Here is a 12,433-nt window from a genome sequence, read left to right as displayed (position 1 = left end):
TCCTGGGTGGTCTTGCCGGTCCCGCCGTGCCTCACCTGCATCGGGTGGTCCTGCCGGTCCTGCCGGTTCGGTGTTCAGAGGCGGAAGGAGTCGCCCGCGAGCCGGCGGACGCGGTCCTCGTCGACCAGGTGGCCGAGGCCCGGCTGGGTGAGCGGGACGGCGACGACGCCGCCGGAGGCCCCGACCGGGGGTGTCACGATCTGCGCGCTGCGCGGCGGCTCGGTAACGTCGCTGGGCAGCGTGCACCCGGGCAGGCTGGCGACGGCGACCGTGGCCGCGCGCGCCAGGCCGGTGCCGCGCCCGCCGGCGGCGGTGATGTCCCACCCGGCCGCCACAGCCACGTCGTGCGCCGTCCGCACGGCGCGCAGCGCCCCGAAGCGGGACGGGCGCAGCAGCAGCGCGCCGCCGGCCCGCGCCGCTACGGCCTCACGCAGCGCGGCCACCGAGTGCACCTCGATCGCGACGAGCGAGGTGACCCGGTCCTGCAGTTCGGCGTGCATGTCGAGGTCGGGGGCGGTGTCCGGGCCGCCGAACGGACGCTCGATGGCCGTCACGTCGTAGGAGGCCAGCGCCTCCAGCGCCGAGACGTCGGTGTAGGCGCCGCGGGCGTCCACGGCGAGCGCCAGGGCGGGATAGGCCTGCCGCACCGCGCGCACCGGCTCGACGTCCCAGCCGGGATGGACGTCCAGGGTGACGTGGGCGTAGCCGGCGCACACGTGGCGGTTCACCCGGGCCACCATCGCCTCGAGCGACCGCTCGGCGGCCAGTCGCACCGTCGCCATGAGGGAGGTGCGGGTGCCGCCGATCGCGTGGGCCAGCGGGACGCCCTGCATGCGCGCCCACAGGTCCCAGCAGGCCAGGTCGACGGCGGTGCCGCCGGGGACGGTGCCCAGTTCGTCGGGGTGCTCCCAGTCGACGCCGAGAAGCGCGGGGCCGAGAGACTCCTCCAGCGTCGCCCACGTCTTGCCGAGCACGTGATCGCGGTCGGCGGCCTCAGCGGCGCCCATATCGTCCTGGCCATGGGCGGTAGCGGTGTGCGTCCCCTGCGCGGGCCGGAGCTCCGCGGGCTGGACGACCTCCCCCCACCCGGTCATCCCCCCGTAGTCGGTGAGCTTGACCAGGATGCTCTCCGGACGCCTGCCGTAGGGCAGCACGAGCCGGAAGACCTCGAGCTCACGGACGCGCGGCATGGAACCCCCTCATCGAACACCTGTCCCTTCCATGGTGCCCGCTGCGAGGAGGCGCTCGAAACGCGGGCCGCCCGCGCGGGCGGAGACCTCCGGTCGGCGAGGCGCTCCGCGCGCGACATTCCCGCTGGTGGCCCGCCTGTCAGCCCCCGGCCCGACAGACGGTCAGACCACGCCACGATAGGGGCCTCCCCGTCCCATCACAGGCCCGACCACACCACGACACAGGGCCCCTGGGGCCCGGTCCGTCGCGAGTCCAGGCCATACCATGACACGGAGACCCCAGGGTCCAGTCCGTCATGGTCCGGGCCACATCACGACGCCTGGCGGCTCCGGCACCCTGTCATGGATCCGGGCCACATCGCGACACTCGGGGCGATCCGGCCCGTCATAAGCCGCTGGGCGACCCCGGACCGGTCATGAGTCCTGGTCACATCATGACGCCAGGACGACCCGGGCCGGTGATCGGCGGACCGGGCGACGGTCAGGCCAGGCGGGGACGCGGGCGTCTTCGGGGCGTCAGTTCAGCGTCCGGTGCGGCCGGCGATCGGCGTGGCGAGGGCGGCCTGGGCGACGATCAGGCCGAAGCAGGCGAGGTACACCCACCAGGCGGTGTCGAACGCCGCGAACAGCGCACCCGTGACGGCGATGGCGACGACCGAGAAGACCGACTCGCCGATCTGGAGCGAGGAGCTGTTCCTGCCCTCCTCGCCGGGGGCGGACAGCTCAAGGGTGAGGACCGACAGCGTCGGGTAGACCAGGCCGATGCCGAACCCGGTGGCCAACCATGCGACCAGGCCGGCGGCGAGCGGCACGGAGTCGAAGACCAGCAACGCCGTGCCGGCGGTGCCGGCGGCGACCAGGAACGTCCCGACGCGCAGCAACCGCGTGCGGTCGTACCGGCGGCGCCCCTGGATCCAGGAGGCGAGTGACCAGGTCAGGGCCGACCCGGTGAGGAACAGGCCTGCGAAGGTGGGGCTCAGCCCGCGCTCGCCGGTCAGCATCAGCGGCACGAACACATCGGCGGCGAACGACGCCCCGGCGGCCAAACCGCGCAGCAATACCACCGTCGGGAACCCGCGCGCCGCGCGCATCGTGCCACGGGGCAGCAGGCGCGGGAGGGCGACGGCGAGGACGGCGAGCCCCACGGCCAGCAGCACATAGCCGTCGCCGCCCAGGCCGCTGCCGTACTGCAGCAGGGCCGCGCCGACGGCGACGACGCCGCCCCAGGCGAGCCGAGCACGAAAATCGGCGCCGGAGGGCGCGCCATGCGGCGCGTTCTGGGGCGCGAACTGGGGTGACGCGCCCTGCGGTGCGCCATGCGGCGCGTTCTGGGACGCGGCCTGAGGTGGCGCGGCGGCTTGCGGTGCGCCATGCCGCGCGTCCTGGGGCGGGACCTGGGGTGACGCGCCCTGCGGTGCGTCCTGCGGCCTGTCGGCGGCCGACCGTCCGGTCAGCCCGTGCCACAGCACGACGGCGGCCGGGGCCACCAGCAGCGGGATCCCCAGGAAGACCCACCGCCAGCCGGCGTGCTCCACCACGGTGCCGGTGATCGCCGGACCGACGATGGACGGCAGCACCCATGCCGTGGCCAGCAGGGAGAACACGCGGGGGTGCATCTCCGGCGGGTACACCTGCGCCACGACCACGTACAGCGCGACCGAGAACAGGCCGCCGCCGATGCCCTGCACGAACCGGCCCAGGACGAGCACGTGCATCGTGGGAGCCAGCCCGGCGATGAGCAGGCCCACGGTGAACCCGCCGATCCCCGTCCACAGCGGCGCGACCGGGCCGCGCACGTCGCTCCACCGGCCGCCCGCGACGGTGGCGATCACGCTGGCGGCCATCGACCCGCTGAAGGCCAGCCCGTAGAGCGGCAGCCCGTCGAGCGCGCGGGCGACCACCGGCATCGCCGTCGCCACCGCGAGGTACTCGAACGCGATGAGCAGCACGAGAGCGACGATGCCGGCGCTGAGTCCCCGGTACGGACGGCTGAACACGCCGGGCGGCGAGATGGGCGGAGATTCGATCACTGCTGAGGACACGCGCTCACCGTATGAGTCCGTCGCGTCCGCCACATCGGCCCCCTACCTAGGCCTTTCGCCCTAAGCCGGCCCTCCCGGCCCGCGTCACCCGAGGTGCGGCGGCTCCGGAACGGCCCGCCGGTCACGGCCCCGATCATGATTGAGCTTCTCATTCTGTACGAGCGAATCAACAAAACTCACATACCATCCCAAAACACTCCCATCCCCGCAAAACCCTTCTCACCCTCGTCGCCCCGATGGCCACGGCCACATCACCTCCCGACTCACGGCCCGTCACCACCGCATGGCGTCGAACCGGCGCGGTGGCCGTCAGGTCGCGCGGACCGACAGGGTGCGTTCGGCCCACTGGGCGATGTCCCGCCGTTCGATCGCCGCGGCCATCAGCCCGGGGAAGGCGTCCGGCGTGCACGCGAACGCGGGGACTCCCAGGGCCGCCAGCGCCTCGGCGTTGTCACGGTCGTAGTGCGGCTGACCCTCGTCGGACAGGGCGAGCAGGACGATGACCTGCACGCCGGCCGCCGTCATCGCGGCGACCCTGCGCAACATCTCCTCACGCACCCCTCCCTCGTACAGGTCGCTGATGAGGATGAAGATGGAGTTCGCCGGACGGGTGATCAGCCCCTGGCAGTAGGCGATGGCCCGGTTGATGTCGGTGCCCCCGCCGAGCTGCGTGCCGAACAGCAGCTCCACCGGGTCGTGCAACTGCTCGGTGAGGTCCACCACGCTGGTGTCGAAGACCACCAGGGACGTGCGCAGCGACCGCATCGAGGCGAGCACCGCGCCGAAGACGCTGGAGTACACCACCGACGCCGCCATCGAACCGCTCTGGTCGATGCACAGGGTCACCTCGCGGATCACCGCGCGCTGCCGGCGGGCGTACCCGACCAGCCGGGACGGCACCACCGTGTTCCTGTCCGGCAGGTAGTTCTTCAGGTTGGCGCGGATCGTGCGGTTCCAGTCGATGTCGGCCACCCGGCGCGGGCGGTGCGTGCGGGCCGACCGGTCGAGCGCCCCGGCGACGGCGGTCCTGGTGCGCTGCGCCAGCCGCCGTTCGAGGTCCTCGACGACCTTGCGCACGACCGTGCGGGCGGACTGGCGAGCCGTCTCGGGCATGACCCGGTTGAGCGACAGCAGCGTGCCGACCAGGTGCACATCGGGCTCGACGGCTTCGAGCATCTCGGGTTCGAGCAGCAGGCGGGTGAGGTTGAGCCGTTCGATGGCGTCCTTCTGCATCACCTGGACGACCGTGGAAGGGAAGTAGGTGCGGATGTCGCCCAGCCAGCGGGCCACCCGCGGCGCCGAGGCGCCCAGCCCCGCACCGCGCGGGGAGTCGCCGCCCCCGCCGCGGCCGGAATCGCCCGAGCCGCGCCCGCCGTTGTAGAGCGCGGCCAGCGCGGCGTCCATCTGGGCGTCATCGCCGCCCAGCGCGCATCCGGTGCCGTCGGCGTCGCCGCCCAGCACCAGCCGCCATCGCCGTAACCGCTCATCCATGCCGATCTCCCTCCACCCGTCCGGCGTACCGGTCATCTCCGGCGGCGGGCGTCCCGCGCCGGCTCCGGCGGCGGGCCGGAGTGCCAAGGGAAGTGGCACCCCGGCCCGCCGTCCGGCGCATCAGGCGCTCCCCAGGATGGAGAGCACGGTGTGCACGGCCGGGGCGGCACGGTCCGCGTCCGCCTCGGGCGTGTTCGCCCTCTCGGACTCGCCGGAGGACACGCGCCCGCCGATGGCGCGGCGCTCGGGCGGGCTGAAGGCGGCGAACGTCCGCCGCAGCAAGGGCAGCACGTCCACGAACGCCTCGGCGGTGAGCCCTGTCAGCCACGTGTCGATCAGGCCGAGCAGGCCCGGGTCGTGGACCAGCAGCAGGCCGCTGCCCGACAGGAACCCCTCGACCCACGCCGCCGCCCGCGCGGGCGGGTTGCCGGCCGACATCGAACGGGACATGCGCCGCGCGACCTCCTCGGTCGCGATCGTGCCGGCGTCGAGCAGGATGCGGGTCAACCGGCCGGCGATCAGCCCGTGCAGGTCGCGCCGCTCGGCGACGCCGCGCAGCGCGGCCAGCCAGCCCTGCCTGCGCGACTCCAGCAGGCCCACCGACGCGTGGACGGCGTCCACATGGCCGAGCACCTCGCGGGCCGCGTCGTCGTCCAGCCCGGTGACCGCGGCCGGGAGTCCCGCGCAGATGCGGCCGAGCAGGGACTCCACGATGACCGACAGGCCGGCGGCCGGGGTGCCGCGGACATCGCCGTAGCGCTGGGCGCGCACCAGGGCCGGCAGCGCCGCCATCAGGTGGGTGACGTCACTGTCCAGCGCCGCCCTTGTGGAGATGGACGTGAGGACGTCGGGAAGGGCCTCCGGCAGGTCGGCGAGCAGACACCGTTCGGCCACCCTGGTCAGGTCAGCCAGCGTCACCGCGGGTCGCGCGGCGGAGCCGGCGCTCGGCGCGGCGTGCCGGGCCGTCCGCACCGTGCCGAGGTCGACCAGTTCGCGCACCCGCGCGGTGGCCGCCGCCGGGACGGTGGTGCCGTACGCGCCCGCCTCGATGAGGTCGATGTCGAACTCCGGGAGCCACCGCAGTGTCCACGACTCGCGGAAGGTGCCCTTGCCGCGCGCCTCGCGCGAGGCGCCCCAGGGGACGCCGACCAGGCCGAGCCGGTGCAGCAGGCGGCTGCGGTCGAGGTCGAGCGGCTTGCGCAGGTCGAGGTCGAGGTCGCGTTCGAGCGCCTCGGGCTGGAGCTTCAGCCGCCGCTGCCGGTCGCGCAGGTCACGTTGGAGCGGCACCATCGGAGTGTCGTCGGGGACGTGGCCGAGGCGTTCGCCGACGACCATGCGCCGCTGGATGAGCTCCACCGGCAGTTCGTCGCCCTCGCAGAGCACCGCCCTGACCGCCTCGGTGACCTCGCTCAGCCCGGCCAGCGGGCGGCCCCGGACGACGGCGAGGCTCTCGGCGAGCCGCACGGCCTCGATGACGTGGGCGGAGGAGACCGGAAGGTCCTCCTCGCGCAGCACCTGGGCGGCCGCCGCCAGCCACCGCTCGATCGGGCGGTCGGGCGCGCTGAACAGGTGGTCGTACCAGCCGGGCGAAGTGATGCCCGCGCCGTAGCCGCTCCAGGAGGCCAGACGGCCGTGCGTCCACGGCACCCAGGTCATCTCCACCTTGACCTTGGGCAGCCCGCGCAGGATGCGGTCGTCGGGCGCGGCGGGCCCCGGCTTGCGCAGCGCCGGCACGTGCCAGGCGCCGCAGACCACGGCGACGCGTCGGTGCCCCTCTTTGAAGGCGGCGCGGATCGTCCTGCGCATGTACGCCTCGCGCCGGGCCTCGTGCTCGTGCGGGGTGTACCCCTCTCTGACCGCGGCCATCGCGTCGGCGATCACCTCGAACGGGGTGTCACCGCCGCGGTGCTCCACGGCGTCCTCCCACCAGCGCTCCGGATCGTCGTACCCGGCCGCCCGCGCCAACTCCCCTATGGGATCCAGCCGCACCCCCTCCTCCGGTCTCCGATCGGCCTCGGGGGCGTTGTCCGGCTGTGGGAGGGCTGGGTGTTCGGCCAGGCTGTGGGCGGCGGGCAGGTCGCAGAAGCGGGCGGGGATGCCCGCGCGGGCCGCGTACCGGATGGCCTGCCATTCGGGTGAGAACCCGGCGAACGGCCAGAAGGCCGCCCTGGCCGGGTCGCCCGGCACGTGAGCGAGCAGGGCGACGGGCGGCTCCATGCCGGGATCGCCCGCCAGGGCGACCAGCGCGTCGGCCTCGGGCGGGCCCTCGATGAGCACGATGTCGGGGCGCAGTCTGTCCAACTCGGCGAGCACGGCCTTGGCGGAGCCCGGCCCGTGGTGACGGATGCCGAGCACCGTGACCGCCGCCCCGGCCCCCACCCGACGCCCACCGGCCTCCCGCCCCTCGGACGCACGCCCTGTGGCGCTCCGGCCATCGGTCACCTGGCCGATGCCGGAATCCTCGGCCTCGAGACCGGCATCGGCTTCGTCTTCCGCTCGACCCGCGCCTCCGCCTTCGGCCGGAGCGACTGGAGGATCTTGGGCGGACACCGTGGAGGGGACCGCGGGCGCCGCGGCGGGCCCCTCGACGGCCTCGGCGATGGCCGGGGCCGGCTTCGCGGGTCGCCGAGCCGGCTCGCCGGTGGCCGGGACCAGGGGCGTCATGACGTGTGCGGGGGAATCAGGAGGCATCGCGGCAGGCCCGGTAGAAGTCGCGCCAGTCGGCGCGCTCGCGCACGACCGTCTCCAGGTACTCGTTCCAGACGACGCGGTCGGACACGGGATCTTGGATCACCGCGCCGACGATGCCCGCCGCCACGTCCCCGGCGCGCAGCACGCCGTCACCGAAGTGGGCGGCCAGCGCGATGCCGCTGGTCACCACGGAGATCGCCTCGGCGGTGCTGAGGGTGCCGCTGGGGGACTTCACCGTCGTGCGCCCGTCCGCCGTCACCCCTGAGCGCAGTTCACGGAACACGGTGACCACTCGGCGGATCTCCTCGAGCCCGGTGGGCGTCGGCGGCAGCTCCAGCGAACGGCCGAGCTGCGCCACCCGGCGGGACACGATCTCCACCTCCTCCTCGGCCGTGTTGGGCACGGGCAGGACGACGGTGTTGAACCGCCGCCGAAGAGCGCTGGACAGCTCGTTGACGCCGCGGTCGCGGTCGTTTGCCGTGGCGATGACATTGAACCCGCGCGCGGCCTGGACCTCCTGGTTCAGCTCCGGGATCGGCAGCGTCTTCTCGGACAGGACGGTGATCAGCGCGTCCTGCACGTCTGAGGGCATGCGGGTCAGCTCCTCGACACGGGCTAGCCGGCCTTCGGCCATGGCGCGCATGACAGGGCTGGGCGTCAACGCCTCGCGCGAGGGCCCTTCGGCGAGCAGCCGCGCGTAGTTCCACCCATACCTGATCGCCTCCTCGGCGGTGCCGGCCGTACCCTGTACCAGGAGCGTGGAGTCGCCGCTGATCGCGGCCGCCAGGTGTTCCGACAGCCAGGTCTTGGCGGTGCCGGGGACGCCGAGCAGCAACAGTGCCCGGTCGGTGGCGAGGGTGGCGACGGCGACCTCGACGATGCGGCGCGGCCCGATGTACTTGGGCGTGATCTCCCGGCCGTCGCCGAGCAGGTAGGTGGTCACCGCCCAAGGCGAGAGCCGCCAGCCCGGCGGCCTCGGCCGGTCGTCGGACTTGGCCAGGATCGCCAGCTCCTCGGCATAAAGGTCTTCCGCATGCGGACGCAGGACGGTCATGTCGGCTTCAGCTCGCTTCCGCGTAGTCGGCCAGATCGAAGATGGGGGTCAGAGGACGAACCGGTCGCGCCGCCACCGCGCCCCCGCGCGGCCGTCGCGGCGGGCCGACGGGATCACGCCCGCCTGCGCGCCGCGACCTCGCGGGTGGACGCGTCCCGCGTCCGTCCGTGGACAAGAAGATCGAAGGAGTGCACTCGACGCCCCCGCCCGCTGGAGGCGGGAGCGCATCAGAACGCCTCACGCGCGCTTCGCCCGGAGGCGAGATCGCGGAAGGAGGGTCGGCATGCCCTCCTTCGGGGAGATGGGGCAAGCCGGGCCGCGTGACGGGCCGGCGATGCGGGACGAGATTCACGCGCCGGCCTCCAGTTCGGCGAGCATGTCGGAGCGGAAGCGCAGGGTGGCGGCGACCTCCTGGACCGGCGGTTCGAGGGACAGCCGCGCCGCTATCGGATGGAAGGCCGGGTCGACGCGCTCGCCCGCCAGCCGCACCAGCTCGCCGAGGTTCCACGGCTGGCGTTCCACCGTGTCGAGGATCTTCTCCAGGACGGCCTTCGCCAGCGCCGCGCCCCACGGAGCGGGGACGCCACCGAGCATCATGATCAGCTGGCCGTCGACGGGCTGGTCGCGAACCAGCTCGGCGGCCTTGTCGGCGCGCTCGCCGGGAGGCAGGACGGCGAGCAGGTCGGTGAGCGGCTCCACGGCGAACAGCGCCCGCGCCCACGTGGCGTCGTTCTGCAGCACGGCGGCCCGCTCCCAGCCGAGCCTCACCTCTCTGGACCAGTCACCGTTGTTGAGGGCGACGATCTGCTTGGCCGTACGCCCGAAGTGGCCGGTCCAGAAGCCGAGCGGGGTGTGCGCGACGATCTGCTGGAGCCACCAGCTGCGCGGGCCCGTGCCGCCGGGCGCACGCGCGCGGACTCCGTCGCGTTCCATGGCGGCGTCACAGGAGGCGGGCGGCTCGGCGACGAGCCGGTCACCGGCCAGCCGCAGGCACCGGGCGGCCCGCTCGGCCATCCGGCGGCCGAGCCGGGAGTCGGGCAGCCGGGTGAGCAGGTCGGCCGCCTGGCCCCGGACCTCGCGCCGCCGATCATCGAGCGCGGCCTCGAGGAACGGCTCGTCCGCCATCGACAACCCCTCGGCCAGGACATGGACGAACGCGGCCCGGTCTTCCGGAGACTCCTCATCCCAGCTCCGCAGCAAGAGCGCGCGAGCGCCCACGGGGTCGGCTGTGCGCAGACTTCGCAGGTAGGACAGCCGATCGCCGCGCGTGCCGAACTCCCAGAGAGGATGCGTCGGCACACTCACATCGTCCGGCCCCTCCCCATCGCCGCCCCCCATGCCCGGCTCCCCAGGCCCTCCGGTCCCCTCAACGGCCGGCCCTCCACCCATGCCCGGCGACCCGCCACCAGCCGGAGAGACGCCACCTGCCGGAGGTCCGCCCGCGTCCAAAGCTGTGCCACCTGCCAAAGGATCACCCGCGTCCGGAGAGGCGCCACCTGCCGGAGGTCCGCCAGGGGGTGGGGAGCCGACCGTGCCCGGAGGTCCACTACCGGTGGCGGGCAGGTGGGCGGAGGCCTCTTCGAGGAGGTAGGCCCACGAGGGGTTGAGGGAGGCCAGCCAGCGCCCCCTGGCCCCGGCCAGCACGCCGATGGGAGGGCGCAGGGAGCGGTCGCGCGCCCCCTGGTCCAAAACCGAGGGGATGAGCTTCGACGGCAGGCGGTACCCCCGCGCGGCGGCGGCCTCCAGCCATTCGGGCAGCAGCCGGGGATGCTCACCGCCGAGGATGCGCGCGGCGCGCTCACCGGCCGCGCGCGGCACCAGTGGCTGCTCCTCGGGAGACGCGATGGGCAGCGGCTCGCCCCTGTGAAGCCGCTGTCCCGCCCGCGTGCCCGCCGTGTGCGCCGCCGCCTTGCCCAGCAGACCGGGCACGGGCCGCCGATCGGTGCCCACCAGCGCGGCCGACACCAACCGTTCCCACTCCTCCCCGGTGATCACCACGCCGCCGCTCCCCCGCTCCTCAGCCGTACTCACAGGACCACCACCCGGTTCTCCTCATCCCATGTCGTGAGAAGGCGCAGGCCACCTGGCGTCCACTCGGCGGCGACGGTGACGGGCTCGCCCCCGGACACGGCCAGCAGCCGCCACGGGACGCCCATCGAGGCATGCAGCGGCATCCCGCCGAGTAGCCCCGGCCGCGCACCCCCCGGACCGTGCCACTCGTCCCCCGGGCGCTGCCGGTTACCTCCCGGGCCGTGCCGGTCACCTTCCGGACCGTGCCGCTCGCTCTGCGGGCCGTGCCCGTCATCCCCCGGGCCGTGTCGCTCACCCCTCGAGTCATGCCGGCCACCCCTCGGGCCATGCCGCTCACTCCCCTGGCCGTGCTCGTCCCCCGGGTGCTGCCGGTTACCTCCCGGGCCGTGCCGGTCAGCCCCTGGGTTGTGACGGTCATCCGGGGCCGGGGTGAGGTCGGCGAGGAGCCATCGGTCAGCGCGTCTGGCGGGGACGACATCGGTCAGCACGACGGGCCAGGACTCCAGCCACGGGTCTGCGGCGAGCGCGGCGGCCAACTCGTCCAGCGCGGCACGCGCCCCGGCCCCGGGTGGGGGCCCGGACGGCGCCGCCTGGTGCCGGACGGCGACCAGCGCGCGCAGCGGGGCGGCACCGGGATAGAACGCCAGCTCGGCGTCCATGACGGTGCCGGTGACCAGCGAGGCGTCCAGGGCCTGACCGGGCGGAGCGAACGACAGCACCAGGGCGAAACGGCCACTGGTGCGCCCGCGCAGCCAGACCCGGCGTGAGACGAGACGGTCCTGCTCTTCGTCGCGTGAGCCGAGCACGTGCCAGTGGTCGCGCACGGTCGCCCCCGCCAGCACCTCCTCTCGGGAGGTGGGGAAACCCACCCGCGACCGGACGGTGTCACGAAGCGGCGCGGGAAGCTCGGGCGCGCGGCGGTAGCCGACCGCGAGCAGGTGGAGCAGGCCGTACTCACCCAGGAGCCGGGCGGGCCAGTCTTCCTCGGCGAGCACGCGGGGCAGACGCGAGACGACGCCGGCGACACCGGGCGCCTGCGCGTCGACCAGCCGCCTGGTCAGTTCCTCCCACTGCGCCGGAGCGCTCTTCCGGGCCCCGGCCAAGCCTTGGCCGATCTGGTCGGCCAGCCATCGTTCGAGCTCGGACAGGCCCGCCGCCACCCGCCGCTCACGCTGGACGGCCCGCCGATCGGGCTCGCCGCCGTCGGCGGAACCCGGCCCGCCGTCCACGACACCCGGTCCGCCATCCGCAAGCCTCGTCCCCCCGTCGGCGAGCCCCGGCGCCCCGGGCTCTGCCTGCGCGCCGATGCCCTCACCGGCCGCGCCTTCGGTGTCGCCCGTGGGCGGGATCGCCGCGTGGCCGGGGCCCGAGCCGGAGCCGGCGTGACCGGCCGTCCCGGGACCTGCGTGACCGGCCGTCCCCGGACCGGCGTGACCAGCCGAGCCGGGGTCGGCGTGGCCGGCTGTCCCTGGGCCGGCGGTCGGGGTGCCGCTTCGTGGCGCGGCGGCCTTGGCGGCGCGGGCTCGGCGCTGCTCGAGCCACTCGGTGACCCAGTCGGGTGAGGCATCGGCGGACGGGACGCCGTCGGCGGACCACAGCAGGAGCAGGCCGAGCGCGTGCTTGCACGGGAACTTGCGGCTCGGACAGGTGCAGCGGTAGGCGGGCTCGGCAAGGTCGACGCACGCGCGGTACGGCGTGGCGCCGCTGCCCTTGCACTCACCCCAGAGCACGTCGGGCGTCGCCCCCGTCGCCGGCCACTTCGCCGGCGTGCTCACGCTCTGCGCGCCCTTCTGGGAGGATGCGTCGGGGGCGAGCGCGAGCACTTGTTCACGGCTCCAACGTTCGATCACACCAGGCACATTAGCCACGGCCTCCGACAAAAACCGGGCCGCGCGAAAGGGCCGGAATACCTCCCGGACCAGGGGTACGGGAGC

7 protein-coding genes are annotated in these 12,433 nt (G+C 74.1%); all 7 read right to left on the bottom strand.

The genetic code is table 11. The features are described 5' to 3' along the window. Positions 1-74: 74 nt before the first annotated feature. On the bottom strand, positions 75-1,190 hold the full coding sequence (locus ABZT47_RS11930) for an enolase C-terminal domain-like protein (protein WP_354839382.1): 1,116 nt from the start codon (positions 1,188-1,190) through the stop codon (positions 75-77). A gap of 521 nt (positions 1,191-1,711) precedes the next feature. Beyond that, entirely contained in the window at positions 1,712-3,232 is a 1,521-nt protein-coding gene (locus ABZT47_RS11925) for an MFS transporter (protein WP_354839380.1), read from the bottom strand. Between the two features lie 309 nt (positions 3,233-3,541). Further along, the gene (locus tag ABZT47_RS11920) at positions 3,542-4,723 is read right to left on the bottom strand and encodes a VWA domain-containing protein (RefSeq protein WP_354839377.1); all 1,182 of its coding nucleotides are present in this window, start codon (positions 4,721-4,723) and stop codon (positions 3,542-3,544) included. 120 nt (positions 4,724-4,843) lie between these two features. After that, a complete protein-coding gene (locus ABZT47_RS11915; RefSeq protein ID WP_354839374.1) occupies positions 4,844-7,078 on the bottom strand; it encodes a DUF5682 family protein in 2,235 nt (744 codons plus the stop codon). Positions 7,079-7,403: 325 nt separating this feature from the next. Continuing rightward, positions 7,404-8,468: an AAA family ATPase gene (locus ABZT47_RS11910; RefSeq protein WP_354839371.1), complete on the bottom strand. Its 1,065-nt coding sequence runs from the start codon at positions 8,466-8,468 to the stop codon at positions 7,404-7,406. 348 nt (positions 8,469-8,816) lie between these two features. Then, on the bottom strand, positions 8,817-10,499 hold the full coding sequence (locus tag ABZT47_RS11905; protein ID WP_354839368.1) for a DUF5691 domain-containing protein: 1,683 nt from the start codon (positions 10,497-10,499) through the stop codon (positions 8,817-8,819). Beyond that, positions 10,496-12,349 carry an SWIM zinc finger family protein gene (locus ABZT47_RS11900; protein WP_354839365.1) on the bottom strand — a complete coding sequence of 618 codons (1,854 nt, stop codon included), beginning with the start codon at positions 12,347-12,349 and terminating at the stop codon, positions 10,496-10,498. Before ABZT47_RS11900 ends, ABZT47_RS11905 begins: the two co-directional genes overlap by 4 nt. Positions 12,350-12,433 lie beyond the last annotated feature (84 nt).

Source organism: Sphaerisporangium sp. NPDC005289 (assembly GCF_040607455.1).
GTDB classification, from domain to species: domain Bacteria; phylum Actinomycetota; class Actinomycetes; order Streptosporangiales; family Streptosporangiaceae; genus Sphaerisporangium; species Sphaerisporangium rhizosphaerae.
Note: the sequence above shows the minus strand (reverse complement) of the source record. Positions and strands in the feature narration are given on the sequence as shown.